Origin of the sequence: Bacillus seohaeanensis (genome assembly GCF_042684945.1) — a bacterium.
Lineage (GTDB): Bacteria > Bacillota > Bacilli > Bacillales > Bacillaceae_B > Rossellomorea > Rossellomorea seohaeanensis.
Genome location: NZ_JBHUMF010000013.1, coordinates 14,411 through 33,624 on the forward strand (window position 1 = coordinate 14,411; position 19,214 = coordinate 33,624).

The window sequence follows — 19,214 nt, forward strand, 5'->3', positions numbered from 1 at the left end:
CATACTAAAAAAACGAAAACAAGTATTCAAAACCTTTTGTCAAATCATCCAGGAACAGGTTTATACTGAGACTTAGATTTATTAGGATTTCCTACTATTCCTTTTGACATTCAGTACGGTTAATTTCCATTAATTTATATTAATGATTCTTCAAGAGAGTAACAAAATATAGATAGGACTATTGGAATGGAGGTAAAGAAAGTTGCTCAGAATTCGTTTTGTACTGCTATGCCTCGGCATTATGATGATAAATTTTACTCCTGCCAGTTTAGCTGCTGAAATGACAGAAAAACAAATCCATGAAAAACGATTCGAATTGTTCCAACAAACCGAGGCAGTAACCAATATTCCTTGGTATTACCTCGCAGCTGTTGACCAGTATGAAAGAAGCTTAAGGTTTGCTCGTAAAGACCGCGACAAACCATCCTTTGACAAAGCCATTTCCATTTATATTGAACCTAATAAATGGGTTGGTCCGCTAAACCCTAATAAACATGATCAAAATCCAAAATCTATTGCTTTTTTTGATGGGATTGGGAAAGATGGAAACGGGGATGGCAAGGCAAACCTTGAAACTGATGAAGATATTTTAGCTGCATTTTCTAATTTTGTATTAGAATATGGTATTGACCACGATAATTTTAAATTAGCTTTATGGGACTATTATAAAAGGGATAAGACAGTTAGTATTATTATGGGAAAAGCTAAAATTTATAAACATTTTGGCACAATTCATTTAAATGACAAGGCCTTCCCTCTCCCTTTACGCTTTAACTATAGTTACAACAATACTTGGGGAGATGCCAGAGGTTGGGGTGGAAGAAGAATGCATGAAGGAACAGATATTTTTGCTGATTATGGCGTTCCAGTCCGTGCCACCTCCTATGGTATTATTGAAATGAAAGGATGGAATCGCTTTGGCGGTTGGCGTGTTGGGATTCGCGACATAAATAACACGTACCATTATTTCGCTCATCTTAGCGGTTTTGCAAAGGATTTGAACGTTGGACAAATAGTAGAGCCCGGTAAGGTTATTGGAGGAGTAGGAAGTACAGGATATGGACCTCCTGGAACATCTGGAAAATTCCCACCCCACTTACATTATGGAATGTATAAAGACAACGGCGTATCAGAGTGGTCTTTTGACCCCTATCCTCACCTGAAAATGTGGGAAAAACACGATAAAATAGAGAATAGAAAGAAACGATAATTTAAAACATATAAAAAGCAGACAATGGGTCATTGACCAATTGTCTGCTTTTTATTAATTAGGATTGCTTTGATTGCTTTGATTTCTTTACTGCATTAGCAATACTTGCTGCTAAACCACCCCAGATAATCACCATTCCAAGAATCATCATGAAAATTGCACTACCTGACATATTATCCAACCTCCTTATAGTTTTCAACTTTAGTTTGAGAACTCCATGGTTTGAAGGTTAGTAATATTCCAGCTACGAGGGCAAATAGTGCAACAAACCAACCACCGTATAAAATAAATGCATTGGAATAGTTTTCATAATTTCCTGTTTCTGATTCAAACTGTCTAAGAAGGTTAAGCTTAAATAATCCAAACATCATATAACCAAGAACAATTGGTGTAATGGCTCCGAGACAAACCTTCCACCAGCTACCAAGCTGAATGTCAGAGATCCCATTGGCGTGCGTTTGAAAATCATTAAGTTTACGCAAGATCCAAGCCATTAAGATAACTTCCACTAAACCGATAAATGCAACACCGAACTGGTTAATAAAATAATCTGCTGCATCTAAGAAGAATAGACCGCCTCTTGTCGCAAATATTAAGGAAATTAAAGCGGCAGCCCCACCACCAATTGCAACGGCTTTGTTTCTAGAAATACCAAATTTCTCAGAGAAGCCTGCAACATATGTTTCCGTAATAGATATAAGAGATGATAAACCTGCTAGAACGAGTGATGCGAAGAAAAGGAATCCAAAAAGTCCATTAAGAGCAGGAAATTCATTAATGATTTGCGGGAAAACAACGAATGCCAGCCCAACTCCGCCACTTACAACCTCTTGAACAGATACACCAGCTTGATTTGCCATAAATCCTAAAGCGGCAAATACTCCTATACCAGCTAATAACTCAAACCCTGAATTAGCAAATCCAGTAATAAATGCATTATTTGTTATATCCGATTTCTTTCCTAAATAACTTGAATAAGTAATCATGATCGCAAACGCGATGGATAAACTAAAGAAAATCTGTCCATACGCCGCTACCCAAACGTCAGGTTGCATAATAGCGTCAAAATTTGGTTTGAAGAAGGCGTCTAATCCTTCCATAGCTCCAGGCAATGTTAAAGCTCGAACAACGATTATTAAAAATATTATTACAAGTGCAGGAATAAAAATTCTGTTCGCAACTTCAATACCTTTTTTAACTCCTTTAAATAAAACCCCTAAAGTAATAGCCCAAACTAAAATTAATGGAATTAACACCCCCGGTACTAATCCACCAAATTGACCCGGTGCCTCAGCTAACTTTAAATGCTCTCCGAATAAAAATCCTTCTGTGTCGTCTCCCCAACTAAGATTGAAGGAAAATACACTATAGGACATCGCCCATGCAATAATAACTGCATAATAAGTGGATATTACAAAGGAAACAAAGACTTGCCACCAACCTACCCACTCAAATTTTCTATTTATCCTAGAGTAAGAAAGTGGTGCGGATCCACGATACTTTTGACCTATTGTAAATTCAAGTACTAATAGTGGAATACCAGCTGTTAAAAGAGCAAATAGGTACGGAATAAAAAATGCGCCTCCACCATTTTCATACGCTACGGACGGAAAACGCCAAATGTTTCCTAAACCGACAGCTGACCCAACTGCAGCTAAAATAAATCCGGCCCTAGTCCCCCATTGAGCACGATTCTCCATGATAGTCCCTCCCAAAGGTTCCAAAAGATATTGGAAATTTTTATATTTTCAGATTATTTATAATCTATCAATAGTATAGCTAGTTCTAATGTAATTGTCAAAGACATTTTTAACTAAAATAGTTGGATAACTATGGACCTGTATAGTTCTAAATAAGCATACGAAAAAAGCTTATCCAAAGTAGTAATTTGGATAAGCCTTTTCTATTAAGATTCTTGCTCTATAGCCGTTTCAGTTTTCTTCTTTTTAACAACAAATGGTAGTAGAATAACAATTGCAAGTGTAATAGGGAATGCTAGTATCGTACTACCAGTGAAACCTAAAATAATAAAACCTACAGAAGCAATAACAGCACCAGCTATTGCATAAGGTAATTGCGTAATAACATGGTCCATGTGGTTACTTCCTGCTCCCGTAGAAGACATGATTGTTGTATCCGAAATTGGTGAACAGTGATCACCAAATACTGATCCTGCTAAAACAGCTGCCATCGAAGGTAACAAAATTGTAACATCGGTTGCTACTGCAATCTCTCCTGCAATCGGAAGTAAAATACCGAAAGAACCCCATGAAGTACCTGTAGAGAATGCCATAACTCCAGCAACAAGGAAAAGGATAACTGGCAAGAAACCAGTAGATAAATTTGCCTGTTCCACTAATCCTGCCAAGTACGTTCCTGTTTGCAATTGATCGATTAATGTAACAATCGTCCAGGCAAATAGCAAGATATATATAGCAGGAAGCATTGATTTTGCCCCTTCCATAATTCCTATAGGAAATGCGCTCCCTACTATACCTTTTTTAAAATACTGATTAATAAAGACAATAATTGATATAGCTAATCCAAACAATCCACCATAAAGAAGTGACGCAGTAACATCCGTATTTTCAAATATTGGTAAAATATCAAAATTACCTACCGCTTTATACCCAGTCCATATCATTGCTCCAACTGTACCAATCACAAGCCCAAGTATTGGGAGCAATAAACCAGCAATCGAGCCTTTATCACTGACAGGGAGGTCATTTTTTAATTCTCCCGGGATTTCCTTATTAGGGTCATACAGACTTCCAGTTTCTACAGCACGTGTTTCATGAAACTTCATTTGACCAAAATCTAATCCTCTAGTAGCAACAATAAGTACTAAAGCAATTGCCACCCATACATAGAGGTTCATCGGGATCATTTGAATAAATGCAGAAAACGCGGAGTACTCCGTAATATTATGTGTTGCTAAGATTGTTCCAATTAGACCTATAATGTATGCTCCCCAACTCGAAATTGGTGAGACGACACAAATCGGTGCAGACGTCGAATCAATAATGTAAGCAAGCTTAGCTCTTGAAATTTTGTGACGGTCCGTAATTGGTCTTGAAACTTGTCCAACTGCCAAAGCATTAAAATAGTCATCAATAAAAATTATGATACCTAAAACAGCAGCTAAAATTTGAGCACCAGCTCTCGTTTTCACACGGGACATTGCCCATTCTCCAAATGCACGACTGCCTCCAGAAATATTTACAAACGCTGTAATGACACCAAGAATCAATAAGAATAAAATGATATACACATTCCAGGTGTTTAGTGTGCCTTCACTGACAAAGATGCCTTTAAATGCATCCCACATAAAGGTAAATGTTTTTGTAATTGAGAATTCAGCTAAAAGGAAGGCTGATGCGACAATCCCTACTCCTAAAGAAAGTAGTACCCGCCGCGTAAGTATAACCATAATAATGGCTAGAAGGGGTGGTATTAAAGAATAGATTGTGTTTTCCATAGTTTCCTCCTCATTGATAGGGGGGACACTAAGTAGCATGACAGAAGACAAAATAAAAAAGGCAATGATAGAGAACTCTATCATTACCTTGTTAGTAATGAGATCATTGCTCCATCACGATCTGTAGCTCCCCATTATGAAAATTCTTCATAATGACAGTGTTACCCTTATTTAAGGTAACCCCAGCGAATAAATCTATGACTAAAATTTATCCACTTCGGCAAGATTCCCTTTCATCTGTGATCCTTGTTGTCATCCTCACACAGAATACTCTTGAATAATGCACCTCTACCCCATCGGATTGATGATGTGGTGTTATATTTAATTTCCTTTAATAATATACCAGATTCCTTCAATCCTGACAATGTTATTTTTTCTCAATTTGTTGGAACTTCAATAGATGGCGAAGTCTCTCCACCATTATTAAAAAATTCCGGTACATCTCCTTTAATATTCCCTTTCGCAATTAGTACATCCTGCTTTACTGTTGTTTCTTTCGTTGCAAATGGAATAATAGTCTGAACTTTCACCTCTAACTGAACATAGATATTAACCATTGCATTATTAATTCCCCAAGGTACTGTTTCATCTTTTAAATTCGCAGAAACATTTCCTACAACATGAAAACGTATAGGGACTTGTGGTCCTAAATTAGCTAATAACACATTATCGGTAGCCTGCCCAAGAGGTACTGTATATACAATTCCCTCGTCCCCTTTTGTTCCTTCCTGATCAATTTCAACATCTGTTAAAAATTCTAACTCCTTTATGTTCCCATCTTCAGCTTCATTTAGATTAACCTGAGCAGCATTATGTATTTCAGACATAACTCTGCTTATAATCTCTGCATTGTATTGATAATTGCCTGCATCGTCGGTGTATATTATTTCATTCACATCCATTACATTGGCAATTCTTTTGTTAACAGCATTGGTAAGGACTAAGTTTGCTATTTCCCTTGATTTTGATTCAGCATATGCTATTAATGTTGGAGTTATCCCTCTATTGACCATCCATAGTCCACCTGCTGTTGATAAGGTAAAAAAAATAAACGTAATGATAAACACATACTGTAATGGTAATGGCCCGCGCCCACGCGGGGGTTTATATGTTTTGAACTTAGGCAAAAAAATCCCCCCTTACAAGCTATTGTTATGCACAGTAAGGAGGGTTTAGCAGAACAAATTATTAACTTTTTAACATACCATTCTCATAATCAGGATCAAATCCAACAACCATTTTATCCAAATGGTTTTTCAAATCTAATTCATAAGGTTCATTTAGCTCTTCCCCATCTTCATAGAATACCCGTAAGACAGGGCGCTCCGTTACGCTTTTATTTTGCTTCAACACTAGTCCTTTTCTCCCGTCATTCAAATCGACTACCATTCCAGTAGGATAGATAGCGATGGAGCGACGAAAGGCTTCCACTACGTCTTTATCAAATAATGTATCTGCTCCGGCAAATAATATCTCTAATGCTTGATGCGGAAGCATTGCCTTCTTGTAAATTCTATTTGTTGTCATTGCATCAAATACATCCGCTACTGCAATTATCTTTGCGTATGGATGTATTTCATTTCCTTTAATCCCCCGCGGATATCCAGAACCGTCTAATCGTTCATGATGCTGATAAGCGCAATGTGCAACTAAGAGTGAAACTGTTTGTAATTGTCTTAATATATTAAACCCATATTCAGAGTGCTTTTGAATCTCAACAAATTCATTTGCAGTCAATTTACCAGGCTTTAATAATATTTCTTCCGGAACGAGCATTTTCCCGATATCATGTAAAATAGCCCCAAGCCCTAATTGTTCTAATTGCTTCTGGGTTAATTTTAGTTCAACCCCCATTGACAACGTATAAAGGGTAACATTGAACGAGTGATGAAAAATGTATGAATCATATGCATAAACATCCGTCAATACTGTCAATATATCCGAATTTGTTTTAACTTCAGTTAGGATTGTATTAATAATTGATTTAAATTGTTTTGTACTTTTTTCAAGAGCCATTATATTTGTAGAAAGATTCTTTTTGCTTATCTGCGTAAACGTCTCTTCAATTCTCTGAACCGCCTCTTGCTTAACCGCACTAGAAAAAGAGTTTTCTAACTCAATCCCATTAGATAACGAATCTTTTATATATACGTATTGGATTTCAAGTTCCTTCAGTCTTGTAATCATTCTTTCTGTTATAGACACATTTTCGTGAATTAATGCTTGTCCCTTTAAATTATATACAGTTGTCGCGAGTACCATTTCTGGTTTTAACGTTTTAGTTGAGATAAGTCTCATAAAACTCTCCTATGTAATTTCTTCATTTTTCGACAAAATTTACTAATAAATTTATTATAAAGGATAAACATCATCTTTCAAGCTAAAATTCAGCCATTATTAATCGTAAAATAAAAAAAGACTGCCTCACAAGCACCTAAGCCCTTCCTTTCAACTAATATATAGTTAATTAAGGAGGACCTAGGACTTTGCTTTAAGCCAGTCTTCATTACACCCTACCATTTTGCACGGTATGAGTTATCATACCATCTTCAATAGTGCATCTCTTCCTATCATACCTTTTGTAATCCCAATATTTTGTGCTTCTATCGTGATTGATTCTAATGGAGCATCTAGCAATTGATCTATCGTTTTCACTCCAACTGCTCTACCAGCAATAATTTTACGATCTTGAAGTTTTTCATTCAGCAAGCCAACATCTAAAGCACCACACATAATGTAACCTTTTTCACTTGTTACAACTAGAAGATTCGTTTTTGGAAGCTGAACAGAGACTGCCAAAAAAGTATGACCTCCGATTTCGACCGGAGAAAGATTCATCATGGTTGATTCTCTCCTTTCTTCATATTTTATGAAAAAAGAGCATCAAGGGTGAGGCTTTATCGCTTTAATTTCCATTCCAAAATATCTCGCATAAATTCAGGCATAAAATACTTTTTTGATGCGCGATGAAGTTCTGGAAAAAAGTGTCCAAATGTAAACATATCTGTCGTTGCAAGTTTATACTTTCCTTGAGGGTCAATAATATTTCCTTGGACGCGAAGTGTTTGCCCATTACTTCCTATAGTAATGCCACTATAGATGAAATTCCCCATTACTTTTCCTCTAAAGCCTAGTCCTTTTATTTGAAGATGAGGCCACTTCTCATCAAATGTTTGTTTAATAACCTCTTTCAGTTCCGCTCCCGTTAACTCTATTAAACACGGGTTTATAGGATGAGGTAATATTTTGTGTAAATCATACTTTGTTACCTCTCCACGACTCAAGCCATTCAGCAGTAGACCCGCATTTAAAAAAGCACAGTCTGCATCACACCATTCTAATAATCCATCAGTAAGTAATTGTGGCAGAGGGGACAACTGAAACCAATCCGCTTTTAATTCAGTATCCAAAAAGGCAACAGGTTGATCCAGCAGTTTCTTTCCTTCCACAAACCAATTTTCTATCTCCCTCTCCTCTAATGGGCTCTTAGGAAGTTCCTGATGCTCGTAAAGTTGAGCTTGTCTTGATAACAATTTTTTCGAAACTGTATCAACTTCTAGTATTATGTGACCGACAAATTGGCCGTACTTTCCTGCAGCACCTAATAGGGAATTATTAACCTCTTTCCCTTCACGAAGAATATGGTGTGTGTGTGCACCCAAAATGATATCTACTTCCGGAAACTGTTCTGCAATCCATTCATCATCTTTAATTCCAAGATGTGAAAGCAGAATTACATAGTCTGCCATTGGTTTTACTTTGTTAATAAGATACCCCAACTCATCCATCGGAGCTGTAACCTTCCATCCTAATGGTTCATAGAAGTTTCCAAAGTTTGCTGTTAGCCCAATTACACCTATTTTCATCCCACTTTTTGTAGTATAAATTTTATACGTATCCACCCAGGATGGAATGTCCTTTTCCATTGTGTAAAGGTTTCCTATTATCACATCAAACTCCGCTTTATCATATAAAGAATCTAAGTCATCATGATCGAGAGTAATGCCCTCATTGTTTCCAATAGTGACAGCATTGTACCCGACCTCGTTCATTAATGCTATATTTCCTTTTCCTAAGGTTCCCTCTGTAAAAGGGTGCCAACGGTCAACATGATCTCCTAAATCAAACAGAAATACGTTGTCCTTCTCTTCTTCATGCCATTTTTTTCTTTTCTTTAAAAAGTCTCGTATCCGAGGCCAATGCTCTAAATGACTATGAAGATCATTTGTATGATAAATATGTATCATTTCTTTCATTTTTTCTCCTCCTCTCCAAGAAAAGTTGACCCGTTCCAGTTCCAGCAGCTAGCCCGCTATGGAAAAGATAATTCCCCCTCTAAAGGTAAAAAATGCCTTCCCGCGGGAAATCCCTATTTTCTTCGCGAGCTGACCAAGTTGCTTCCACTTTTCTTATTACCCAACAATCCCTTGATAGATTAAGCGGATACCCATAATAATCAAAATAATCCTTAGTATATTTACAAGTGTTTTGGATTCTAATTTTGTATTTAAAAAGGAACCTATCCTTGCGCCACTCCACGCTCCGGGAATAAGGACTAAAGCATATAGCCATTTAACATTCCCTAAATATATATGCGTCCCCGAGCTGACGAGCGCGGAAAGAAAAACCATAAACATTGATGTAGCAACAGCAACATGAGGTGGAAAAAGAAAAATAAGAATCATTGCTGGCACCATTAACGAGCCCCCGCCTATCCCAAATAGTCCAGAAGCAAAACCAACGGCAAAAGCAATTGCTGTGCCGACTATCGGTGGGAAACTATAAGTAAATGTTTCCCCGTTTGGGTCTGTAAAAGAACGCTCATAGGATGCATTACGAAATAAATTAACCGGCTTTAGTTTATCGCGTATCATCAAAATAATTGCTGTGACAATCATAAAAAAACCAAAATAAAGATTAAAATCTTCCATATTTAAATCCTTATTAAACCATGCTCCAACAATAGAACCAGGACCACTTCCCGCAAAAAAGATTAATCCACTTTTATAATCTACTCTCTTATATTTTAAATAAGCAAGCGTAGAAGAAAGCCCTGTAAATATCATAATAAATAAAGAAGTCCCTACAGCCGTTTGAGGATTAATTCCTTCTAGCCATGAGGTTGATGTTCCAAAGTAAAGTAGTGCAGGTACAACGATGACTCCCCCACCGAGCCCAACTAAAGAACCTATTGCGCCTGCAAATAATCCTATAGAAAGGAGTATTATCCATACCATCAAAATTCCAACTCCCAGTTCTATCTAGTTGTATTAACAAATAGCTTCCGCTTTTCTAATTGGCTTTTTTCCCATAGATTGTTGTTTTTACTTGTGAATTTTACCCGTTGATTTCCGCTACGAACACTAGCGGAAGCGGCTTAGTCAGCTCGTGAAGAAAATAGGAAAACTCCCAAAAGGCGCCCTTCGCCTTTTGGGGATTTTATCTTTTTCACAGCGAGCTAGCCGCTGGAGCCAGACACTCGGCTTCGCCTGTGAAGTCTCTCACTTCCCTTTATTTCGGCAGGAGTCTAGTGCCCTCCGCTCCGATCAACTCAGTAGGTCCAACTTAGTTTTTAGCTAAAAAGCAACAATCTTTACAAATAGCCTTCTAATTAAAACAACCCCAATTGTTTTGGAGCCAGTCCTTCGTATTGTATATTTAATAAATGAATTAGCTCTTTTGCATTATCTGCTGCGTCCCCACCTGAATTGTTATTAAAAAGAATGAAAAGGTTTTTTGTTTGTTTTTCGAGTTTCTTTATTTTTTCTAGCCATTCCGTTAGTTCTTCGGTTGTGTATCGATATAAATAACGGACTTCTCGCCAATTTTCTCCATTTGGTTTATTCCAGCCATATACATTTCGACCATGAAATCGAATAAGAGTTGCCTCGTCATTAGTTGGTTTTAATATGGTTGGGACCGATCCTTCTCCTGCCTGTGGTTCGTCACAAATACTATGTATCCAACCTTCTTGTTTCATAAAATCAAGTGTTCTCTCACGATAAGGCTCCCGAAACCATGATTGATTCCGGAATTCTAATGCTAACGGCAACCCGCTTAACTCCCTTTTACAAAAGCGAATATAATCAACATGGGCTTTTTTACAATCAAACCATGGAGGAAACTGTAACAGCACCATAGCAAGCTTTTTTGCTTTTAGATAAGGAGTTAGCGACAAACGAAAAGCTTCAAACATCTCATACTTATTTTCAAAAGGTATTTCCCCTCGCTGATGACCTGTAATCCCCTGGTATGCTTTCACAATAAACTGAAATGAATTCGGAGTTTCCTTTACCCACTTCTCAGCATTTTTTAATGGCTGAATAGCATAAAAAGTAGAGTCTACTTCAACAATTGGAAAGTGTGCTCCGTATTCCTTTAATTTATCCCTTGGAGACACATTAATATATAAGGAATCATGATCTCCCCAACCAGTAACACCTATGTAAACCATATTTTAAACACCTTCTTTTGTATAAGCACTATTATTTTACCATACACCATCCAATATTTCTTTAAACCTGTAGGGTACTTCTTATACGAATTAGAGTACCATTTATTGACCCACCTTATCTATTTAAACCAAAATAAAAACTCCCCTGATTGTAATCAGGAGAGTTCTTATACTATTAATTATCCGATTGAACCTTCCATCTCGAACTTGATTAGACGGTTCATTTCAACGGCATATTCCATTGGTAGTTCTTTTGTGAATGGCTCAATAAAGCCCATTACGATCATTTCTGTTGCTTCCTCTTCTGAAATACCGCGGCTCATTAGATAGAATAACTGTTCTTCTGACACTTTTGAAACCTTTGCTTCATGTTCTAATGAAATGTTATCATTTAAAATTTCATTATAAGGAATCGTGTCAGATGTTGATTGGTTATCCATGATAAGCGTATCACATTCGATATTGGAACGTGCACCTTCCGCTTTTCGTCCGAAATGAACGATACCACGATATGTTACTTTACCACCGTGTTTAGAGATGGATTTAGAAACAATCGTTGAAGAAGTGTTTGGTGCAAGGTGAGTCATTTTTGCACCAGCATCCTGATGTTGGCCTTTACCTGCTAAAGCGATAGAAAGTGTCATACCGCGAGCACCTTCACCTTTAAGAATAACAGCAGGGTATTTCATCGTTAATTTTGAACCGATATTTCCGTCTACCCATTCCATTGTTGCATTTTTTTCACAAACAGCACGTTTTGTTACAAGGTTATACACGTTGTTTGCCCAGTTTTGGATGGTAGTGTAACGGCAATATGCGTTGTCTTTAATGATGATTTCCACAACTGCAGAGTGTAAAGAGTTTGTTGTGTAGACAGGTGCCGTACATCCTTCCACATAGTGAACGCTTGCGCCTTCATCAACAATAATAAGTGTACGTTCAAATTGTCCCATATTTTCGGAGTTGATACGGAAGTACGCTTGAAGTGGCGTTTCCACTTTTACCCCTTTTGGCACATAGATAAATGATCCACCTGACCATACTGCTGAGTTTAATGCGGCGAACTTATTATCTGTTGGTGGTATTACTTTTGCCCAGTGCTCACGGAAAATATCCTCATTTTCTTTAAGAGCTGAATCTGTATCTTTGAAGACAATTCCTTGTGCTTCTAAATCTTCTTGCATATTGTGATAAACAACTTCAGATTCATACTGAGCAGATACACCTGCAAGGTATTTTTGTTCTGCTTCTGGAATACCAAGTTTATCAAACGTTTGTTTGATCTCATCTGGTACTTCATCCCAAGAACGCTCTGACTTCTCAGATGGTTTTACATAATAAGTAATTTCATCAAAGTCTAATGAGTTTAGGTCCCCACCCCATTGTGGCATTGACATTTTATAAAAATGCTCAAGTGATTTCAAACGGAAATCAAGCATCCACTGTGGCTCATCTTTCATTCGAGAGATTTCTTCGACAATCTCACGAGTTAAACCACGCTTTGAACGGAAAATTGATACGTCTTTATCAGAAAACCCGTATTTATAATCCCCGATCTCTGGCATTTTTTTAGCCATGTTGATTCCTCCCATTCATTTTATGGAGTCGAAGAGTTGGTGAAACTAACACCTTACTCTTCCTCTTTTACTCCTTTTTCCATCGCTTTCCACGAAAGAGTAGCACATTTGATTCTTGCTGGGAACTTCGCTACTCCCTGTAAAGCCTCTATATCACCTAAATCTACATCTATCTCTTCATCGTAATCTTTTCCTTGCATCATGTCAGAGAAAAGTTTTGACATTTTTAAAGCTGTGTCAATTTCTTTCCCTTTAATTGCCTGAGTCATCATCGAAGCAGAAGCCATCGAAATGGAACATCCTTCACCGTCAAACTTAGCATCCTCAACAATGCCCTTTTCTACTTTCAAAGTAAGACGAATTCTATCTCCACAAGTAGGATTATTCATGTCGACTGTCATGCTTCCATCTTCTAGTGATCCTTTGTTACGCGGATTTTTGTAATGATCCATGATCACCTGACGATATAACGTATCTAAGTTATTAAAAGACATCGCTGAAATACTCCTTTGTTTTCACAAGTCCAGCTACAAGCTTATCAATATCTTCTTCTGTGTTATACAAGTAAAAGCTTGCACGAGCTGTTGCAGATACTTTTAACCATTTCATTAATGGTTGAGCACAGTGGTGACCTGCTCGAACTGCAATTCCTTCTGCATCTAAAACGGTGGCTACATCGTGAGGGTGCACGTCATCAATATTAAAAGTGACAAGACCAGCACGTTTAGAAGGGTCGTTTGGACCAAACACGGTCAATCCTTCAACATCTGACATTTTCTCCAACGCATAGGCAGCAAGCTTATGTTCATGCTTTTCAATTTCATCAAGCCCAATTTGCTCTAGAAAGTCAATAGCAGCACCTAAACCGATAGCCCCTGCAATAATAGGAGTTCCACCTTCAAATTTCCAAGGAAGCTCTTTCCATGTGGAGTCATAAAGACCGACAAAATCAATCATTTCTCCTCCAAATTCAACAGGCTCCATTGCTTCTAATAAAGCTTTCTTTCCGTAAAGGACACCAATACCTGTCGGACCAGCCATTTTATGACCAGAAAAAGCAAAAAAGTCGCAGTCTAAGTCGTTTACGTCCACTTTCATATGAGGTGCTGATTGTGCACCATCTACTACCATAACTGCCCCATTTTCATGAGCAATTTTAGCAATTTCTTTAACAGGATTCATTGTACCAAGGACATTAGAAACCATCATGATAGAAACGATTTTCGTTTGAGGAGTAACCGTTTCTCTTACGTCTTCAATGGAAATAGTCCCATCTTCTTGAAGGGGAACATATTTAAGTGTTGCCCCTTTTTCCTTCGCAAGTTGTTGCCAAGGAATAATATTGCTATGGTGCTCCATGTGAGAGATAACAATTTCATCGCCTTCGCTCACATTAGCACGCCCATAGCTTGCTGCAATGGTATTAATTGAAGTTGTGGTCCCTCTAGTAAAAATTACCTCTTCCGTTGAAGCAGCATTAATAAACTTTCGGACCTTCTCACGCGCACCTTCATACCCATCTGTTGCTCTTGTACCTAGCGTATGCACACCTCTATGAACATTGGAATTATGCTTCCGATAATAGTCATTAATTGCTTCAATCACTGATATCGGTTTTTGAGATGTTGCAGCACTATCTAGGTAAACCAGTGGATGACCATTTACTTCTTGATCGAGAATCGGAAATTGTTTGCGAATCTCTTGGACATTCATTAGTTAACTTTCCTTTCAATTACCTCAACAAGTTGTTTCTTAACTCCTTCAATAGGAAGTTGGTTCACAACTGGAGCAAGGAATCCATGAATAACTAATCGTTCCGCTTCTTTTTGCGGTATACCTCGGCTCATCAAATAATAAAGTTGAAGTGGGTCGACACGTCCAACAGAAGCAGCATGACCAGCTGTTACATCATCTTCATCAATAAGAAGAATTGGATTTGCGTCTCCACGTGCTTTTTCACTTAACATGAGCACACGAGATTCTTGTTCAGCATTTGACTTAGAGGCACCATGTTCAATCTTTCCGATTCCGTTAAAGATGGAAGAAGCTTCCTCTTTCATCACGCCATGCTTTAATATATATCCTTCAGAGTTTTTACCGAAGTGAACAATCTTTGTAGTAAAGTTTTGTTTTTGTTTTCCACGTCCTACTACAACCATTTTCGTATCTCCGTAGGAACCATCACCAAGAAGGTTTGTCACATTTTCAGAAACAGTATTACCATCATTCATTAAACCAAGTGCCCATTCAATGCGAGCATCTCTTTTGGCAATACCACGACGGTTAACATATGTTGTAAGGCCACTTGTGAGGTTATCAACCGCACCATACGCCACTTTTGCATTATCGTTGGCAATTACTTCCGTCACAATGTTATACACACCATTTTCTACCTCTGTTGTAGAAATATAGTTCTCCACATATGTTACAGAGCTATTATCTTCCGCTACAACCAACACATGGTTGAACATTGCCACTTCTGGATTATCGTGAACATACACAGCTTGAATAGGTTCTGCTATTTCAACATTTTTAGGAACGTAAAGGAATGTTCCACCGTTAACAAGAGCAGCATGAAGCGCTGTTAATTTGTGTTCATCCACTTTAACTCCTTCTGTCATATAATACTTTTGAAGAAGGTCACTATGTTTTGATACTGCTGTTAGAATATCAGTGAAAATAACTCCTTTACTTTCCAAGTCTTTGGAAAGTGAAAGAAAAGCTGGTGTATTGTTTCTTTGTACATAAAGGTTTTTATTTTCATTATCCAGATCAATCAGTGATTGTGCTTGTTCTGGTAACTCATTAAGTGTTTGATAAGCATCACTTTTTACAGTGTGCTTTTGAAATCCAGTAAAATTCCACTTATCAATTTTTGTTTTATCAGGCTTTGGAAGTCCTAGTTCATTTGCTTTTTCGAAAGCATCCGTACGCATCTTAGTAAACCATTCAGGTTCACCAAGTTCTTTTGAGTAGGAGCTGACATAGTCCTGATCTACTGTTAGTTTCGTTTCTACAGTCATAATTATCCCCCTAACACTTACGCTTCTTGGCCTACAGTTTCGTCCTTAATTCCTAGTTCTTCCTTAATCCAGTCATATCCTTCTGCTTCAAGACGTTGCGCTAATTCTGATCCACCGGATTTCACAATACGTCCTTGCATCATTACATGAACCTTGTCTGGTGTAATGTAGTTAAGAAGACGTTGATAGTGAGTAATGATTAGGCAGCCAAATTCTTCGCCACGCATTTTGTTGATTCCTTTAGATACAACTTTAAGTGCATCAATATCAAGACCGGAGTCAATTTCATCAAGAATTGCAATCTTTGGCTCAATCATCATTAATTGAAGAATTTCGTTACGTTTTTTCTCACCGCCAGAAAACCCTTCGTTAAGGTAACGCTGTGCCATATCGGGATCCATTTCTAAATATTCCATTGTAGAATCCATACTACGAATGAATTTCATTAAAGAAATCTCGTCTCCCTCTTCACGACGGCTATTAATGGAAGAACGAAGGAAATCTGCGTTTGTAACACCGCTAATTTCACTTGGATATTGCATTGCAAGGAATAGTCCAACGCGAGCGCGCTCATCTACTTCCATTTCTAATACATCTTTACCATCAAAGGTAATGCTTCCTTTTGTTACTTCGTATTTAGGGTGCCCCATTATAGCGGAAGATAAAGTGGATTTACCAGTACCGTTCGGACCCATGATTGCATGGATTTCTCCACCTTTAACTTCAAGGTTAACCCCTTTTAAAATTTCTTTTCCTTCAATTTCAACATGTAGATCTGTGATTGTTAGTGTAGAACCTGCCATGTATAATACCTCCGTGACTTTTATAAAATGAATTTTAAGAATTATTATAACCATTCTCATTTTATTCTCATTACAATCTTATATCAAATAAAAGTTATAATCAACTTTTTCAAGCTATTGTTCTGTACTAATTTACTTTGTTGAATACTTTTTTATTGTGAGCATTATTTCTAATAAATATATTAGTAAAAAGAAAAAAACCAGTGTTATTAGCCACTGGTTTTTCCCAGAGTGTCGAGAAACCCTTTAGGCTCCCGACAACTTGAACGGTTTTTGATAGAAAACAGGGAAAGAAGGATTGAAATAGAGGGATAATTCTTCAAAATAGCCTTCCATCCTATCTTTTTGATGAGATGGAGGGCTATTTTCTTCATATTTTGGCAAGCAGCTGTCATAAATGCCTGCTCTTGGACAGACTTCACCCCTCGAAATCGTGCGTACCGATAACCATGAAGCTCTTTCGCATCGGCAAAACTTCGTTCAATAGTAGAACAGCGAAGCCTATATAATTGTTTTCCTTCGCTTGTTCGTTTATGTTGACGCGTGATTTCCTTATATCCTTCCCAGATGTGCCGTGTAATCGTGCGTTGTTTTTGCTTGGTAGACATACAATCTGAGCGAAGAGGGCAAACTTCACAATCGCTCTTATTGGATTTATAGTGACGATATCCATCACGGTCCGTTGTAGAGTAAGAAAGCATGCACCCCATTGGACAAGCGTACACATCCTTTTCTTCTACATAATGAAATTTCCGTTTTGGTAGACTCTTTTTGGGGTTTCCAAACCGGCGATACCCCATCACCGTAAAGATATTTTGTTCGATTAGTTTCTTACAAATATAGTTGTTAAAATAACCGGCATCCAAAGCGATAGCTTCTACACGAAATTGAAATTTCTCTATTTGCTTTTGAAGGCGTGCCAAATACGGCTCGGAATCTGCCACATTTCCAGCCGTGATAAACGTATCTGTAATGATATTATATTTCGCATCTACCGTGCGATGATCTAAATAGTAAAACCCTTTAGGCTTTCCATCGCGCATAAGAAAGCCACTTTCCGGGTCCGTTTTACTCACTCTCGTTTGTTTTGTTTTGGCAACGCCTTCCTTCTTTGGTTTTAATGCTTTTTTCCGTGTTGAATACGATCTTCTGTCACAGCTGCTTCTAATTCTTCTAAGTACTCTTTTGGACGCTCTTCTTTTGCTTTTCGAATAAATTTATTTTTATTCGCGTTGGCTTTGATATGAGTAGAGTCGGACGTTAAAATGCGCCCTCCTACCATTTTCTGTTCTGCAGCTTGATGGATAATTTCATCAAAGATGTCTTCGAAAATCGTGGTGTTAAGGAATCGAGTACGTCGGTTAAAACTGATGGTGGAGTGGTGAGGAACTTGATCGGATAAAGACAATCCTAAAAACCAACGATACGCAAGGTTCATTCTAATATCTTTCGCTAATTGACGTTCGGATCGAATGCCATAAAAATAACCAATAAACATCATTTTAAAAAGGGTAATAGGGTGAATGGAGGGTCTTCCGTTATCTTCACAATAATAAGGTTGTAACTTTTCTTCAATAAATGAAAAATCAATCGTGGCTTCTATGGCACGTAAAAAGTGATCCTCTGGAACTAAGGATTCAACCGATACGGTTACCTCTTGATCTCGATGATTCTGTAAAGCTCCCATCATACTGCATCTCTCCTTCTTCTTTTCTTTTTAGCAGTGTTAACAGATAGGAGTACATATAGACCTAAAAAAGGCTGTTGAGAAAAAACTTTCTCAACAGCCTGAAAAAAACCAGTGTTATTAGCCACTGGTTTTTCCTTACTTCTTCCTTATTATATATTAACATTCACTTTACTATCAAGACCCGCAATCATTCTCCTGCTTTTTCTATACTCTCGTTCTCTTTTCATTTCTACCTTCATCCTGATATTATGCTTTCTCTTGTACACCTCATATCCAACACCATGCGCTCCATGCATCGCCTTTTCCATATCGCTTGTGTACTCCATATCAAGAGGATCGATAATCAATCATTCCTTTCGTTTTTTTGAACTTTACATCTAATACTATACTACCCGCCATTCCATATGACAAAACGGATTTAACGGCATTTTTCCAATTCTAGAAAGGTGGTAAGACATTTCACAAACCACCGTTTAATTTTCACAATATTCCGTCTATATACTACCGATTATTCTTTATTTGAAATTTCTCATCGATCAAAAGCTTGATTTAATGGGGATTCACAAGTGTTAGTCCATCTATCAGCAATAATAATTTAGGTTTAATTTTTCTATTGTTTAAGCTGATTTAATTCCTGGATTGATTCTTGTACAAGAGTAACAGCTTGGCTGATTGCTGCCCCTCCTCCAAAAGCAGCTGTAACACCCACCGCTTCTAAAATTTCATTTTCAGAGCACCCCTCGTCTAAGCACCCTTTTGTATGATAAATAATGCAATATTCATCTTGAGAATATAAAGAAATGCCTAATGCAATTAATTGCTTTTCTTTTTTTGAAAGCACACCTTCTTTAAAACATTCCTCCGTAAAAGAATTAAAGTGACCTGCTAGCCCTGGCATTTTCTCAGTAAATACACCTAAACCTGCTTTATAATGATGAAGAGCAGCCTCCGTTGAATTTCTTGCTTCAAATTCCATTTT

Annotated in this window: 17 protein-coding genes, 1 pseudogene and 1 riboswitch; of the genes and pseudogenes, 1 reads left to right on the forward strand and 17 read right to left on the reverse strand. The window is 37.6% G+C overall.

Annotated elements, in window-relative coordinates:
* Window positions 1–211: 211 nt before the first annotated feature.
* Entirely contained in the window at window positions 212–1,210 is a 999-nt protein-coding gene (locus tag ACFSUL_RS05460; RefSeq protein WP_377933515.1) for a M23 family metallopeptidase, read from the forward strand.
* 58 nt (window positions 1,211–1,268) lie between these two features.
* On the opposite strand, the gene ACFSUL_RS05465 is transcribed toward ACFSUL_RS05460, so the two are convergent.
* From ACFSUL_RS05465 to ACFSUL_RS05545, 17 genes and pseudogenes are all read right to left on the reverse strand, one after another.
* Window positions 1,269–1,382 (reverse strand): methionine/alanine import family NSS transporter small subunit, encoded by a 114-nt coding sequence (locus ACFSUL_RS05465; RefSeq protein ID WP_377933435.1) that lies wholly within the window; start codon window positions 1,380–1,382, stop codon window positions 1,269–1,271.
* A 1-nt stretch (window position 1,383) separates the two neighbouring features.
* On the reverse strand, window positions 1,384–2,910 hold the full coding sequence (locus tag ACFSUL_RS05470) for a sodium-dependent transporter (RefSeq protein ID WP_377933437.1): 1,527 nt from the start codon (window positions 2,908–2,910) through the stop codon (window positions 1,384–1,386).
* A gap of 206 nt (window positions 2,911–3,116) precedes the next feature.
* On the reverse strand, window positions 3,117–4,688 hold the full coding sequence (locus ACFSUL_RS05475; RefSeq protein WP_377933439.1) for a Na+/H+ antiporter NhaC family protein: 1,572 nt from the start codon (window positions 4,686–4,688) through the stop codon (window positions 3,117–3,119).
* A gap of 116 nt (window positions 4,689–4,804) precedes the next feature.
* Window positions 4,805–4,987: riboswitch (Lysine riboswitch) on the reverse strand.
* Window positions 4,988–5,065: 78 nt separating this feature from the next.
* Complete coding sequence (yunB, locus tag ACFSUL_RS05480) at window positions 5,066–5,815, reverse strand: sporulation protein YunB (RefSeq protein ID WP_377933441.1); 750 nt, start codon at window positions 5,813–5,815, stop codon at window positions 5,066–5,068.
* Between the two features lie 61 nt (window positions 5,816–5,876).
* Window positions 5,877–6,986, reverse strand: a complete 1,110-nt coding sequence (locus ACFSUL_RS05485; protein ID WP_377933443.1) for an HD-GYP domain-containing protein — start codon at window positions 6,984–6,986, stop codon at window positions 5,877–5,879.
* 240 nt (window positions 6,987–7,226) lie between these two features.
* On the reverse strand, window positions 7,227–7,529 hold the full coding sequence (locus ACFSUL_RS05490) for a YunC family protein (protein WP_377933445.1): 303 nt from the start codon (window positions 7,527–7,529) through the stop codon (window positions 7,227–7,229).
* A gap of 56 nt (window positions 7,530–7,585) precedes the next feature.
* Window positions 7,586–8,944: a bifunctional metallophosphatase/5'-nucleotidase gene (locus tag ACFSUL_RS05495; protein WP_377933447.1), complete on the reverse strand. Its 1,359-nt coding sequence runs from the start codon at window positions 8,942–8,944 to the stop codon at window positions 7,586–7,588.
* Window positions 8,945–9,100: 156 nt separating this feature from the next.
* Window positions 9,101–9,925, reverse strand: coding sequence for a sulfite exporter TauE/SafE family protein (locus ACFSUL_RS05500; protein ID WP_377933517.1), 825 nt, complete (start codon window positions 9,923–9,925; stop codon window positions 9,101–9,103).
* 374 nt (window positions 9,926–10,299) lie between these two features.
* Entirely contained in the window at window positions 10,300–11,142 is an 843-nt protein-coding gene (locus ACFSUL_RS05505) for a DUF72 domain-containing protein (RefSeq protein ID WP_377933449.1), read from the reverse strand.
* A 179-nt stretch (window positions 11,143–11,321) separates the two neighbouring features.
* Entirely contained in the window at window positions 11,322–12,719 is a 1,398-nt protein-coding gene (gene sufB / locus ACFSUL_RS05510; RefSeq protein ID WP_377933451.1) for a Fe-S cluster assembly protein SufB, read from the reverse strand.
* 53 nt (window positions 12,720–12,772) lie between these two features.
* On the reverse strand, window positions 12,773–13,213 hold the full coding sequence (gene sufU / locus ACFSUL_RS05515) for a Fe-S cluster assembly sulfur transfer protein SufU (RefSeq protein WP_071410873.1): 441 nt from the start codon (window positions 13,211–13,213) through the stop codon (window positions 12,773–12,775).
* Window positions 13,203–14,432, reverse strand: coding sequence for a cysteine desulfurase (locus ACFSUL_RS05520; protein WP_377933454.1), 1,230 nt, complete (start codon window positions 14,430–14,432; stop codon window positions 13,203–13,205). Before ACFSUL_RS05520 ends, sufU begins: the two co-directional genes overlap by 11 nt.
* Window positions 14,432–15,742: a Fe-S cluster assembly protein SufD gene (gene sufD / locus ACFSUL_RS05525; RefSeq protein ID WP_377933456.1), complete on the reverse strand. Its 1,311-nt coding sequence runs from the start codon at window positions 15,740–15,742 to the stop codon at window positions 14,432–14,434. Before sufD ends, ACFSUL_RS05520 begins: the two co-directional genes overlap by 1 nt.
* Before the next feature lie 17 nt (window positions 15,743–15,759).
* Entirely contained in the window at window positions 15,760–16,545 is a 786-nt protein-coding gene (gene sufC, locus ACFSUL_RS05530) for a Fe-S cluster assembly ATPase SufC (protein ID WP_377933458.1), read from the reverse strand.
* A 321-nt stretch (window positions 16,546–16,866) separates the two neighbouring features.
* Window positions 16,867–18,235: pseudogene (locus tag ACFSUL_RS05535) on the reverse strand (IS1182 family transposase); the annotation flags it as partial.
* Window positions 18,236–18,384: 149 nt separating this feature from the next.
* Complete coding sequence (locus tag ACFSUL_RS05540; RefSeq protein ID WP_377933460.1) at window positions 18,385–18,582, reverse strand: hypothetical protein; 198 nt, start codon at window positions 18,580–18,582, stop codon at window positions 18,385–18,387.
* Between the two features lie 263 nt (window positions 18,583–18,845).
* A complete protein-coding gene (locus ACFSUL_RS05545; protein ID WP_071410868.1) occupies window positions 18,846–19,211 on the reverse strand; it encodes a carboxymuconolactone decarboxylase family protein in 366 nt (121 codons plus the stop codon).
* Window positions 19,212–19,214: the final 3 nt, after the last annotated feature.

What these genes read in the sequence shown, in the direction of transcription:
- ACFSUL_RS05475 (WP_377933439.1), bottom strand. Translation starts at nt 4,688, where the DNA reads ATGGAAAACACAATCTATTCTTTAATACCACCCCTTCTAGCCATTATT.
- ACFSUL_RS05520 (WP_377933454.1), bottom strand. Translation starts at nt 14,432, where the DNA reads ATGAATGTCCAAGAGATTCGCAAACAATTTCCGATTCTCGATCAAGAA.
- sufD (WP_377933456.1), bottom strand. Translation starts at nt 15,742, where the DNA reads ATGACTGTAGAAACGAAACTAACAGTAGATCAGGACTATGTCAGCTCC.
- sufU (WP_071410873.1), bottom strand. Translation starts at nt 13,213, where the DNA reads ATGTCTTTTAATAACTTAGATACGTTATATCGTCAGGTGATCATGGAT.
- sufB (WP_377933451.1), bottom strand. Translation starts at nt 12,719, where the DNA reads ATGGCTAAAAAAATGCCAGAGATCGGGGATTATAAATACGGGTTTTCT.
- ACFSUL_RS05490 (WP_377933445.1), bottom strand. Translation starts at nt 7,529, where the DNA reads ATGATGAATCTTTCTCCGGTCGAAATCGGAGGTCATACTTTTTTGGCA.
- ACFSUL_RS05505 (WP_377933449.1), bottom strand. Translation starts at nt 11,142, where the DNA reads ATGGTTTACATAGGTGTTACTGGTTGGGGAGATCATGATTCCTTATAT.
- ACFSUL_RS05495 (WP_377933447.1), bottom strand. Translation starts at nt 8,944, where the DNA reads ATGAAAGAAATGATACATATTTATCATACAAATGATCTTCATAGTCAT.
- sufC (WP_377933458.1), bottom strand. Translation starts at nt 16,545, where the DNA reads ATGGCAGGTTCTACACTAACAATCACAGATCTACATGTTGAAATTGAA.
- ACFSUL_RS05485 (WP_377933443.1), bottom strand. Translation starts at nt 6,986, where the DNA reads ATGAGACTTATCTCAACTAAAACGTTAAAACCAGAAATGGTACTCGCG.
- ACFSUL_RS05470 (WP_377933437.1), bottom strand. Translation starts at nt 2,910, where the DNA reads ATGGAGAATCGTGCTCAATGGGGGACTAGGGCCGGATTTATTTTAGCT.
- ACFSUL_RS05545 (WP_071410868.1), bottom strand. Translation starts at nt 19,211, where the DNA reads ATGGAATTTGAAGCAAGAAATTCAACGGAGGCTGCTCTTCATCATTAT.
- ACFSUL_RS05465 (WP_377933435.1), bottom strand. Translation starts at nt 1,382, where the DNA reads ATGTCAGGTAGTGCAATTTTCATGATGATTCTTGGAATGGTGATTATC.
- ACFSUL_RS05500 (WP_377933517.1), bottom strand. Translation starts at nt 9,925, where the DNA reads ATGGTATGGATAATACTCCTTTCTATAGGATTATTTGCAGGCGCAATA.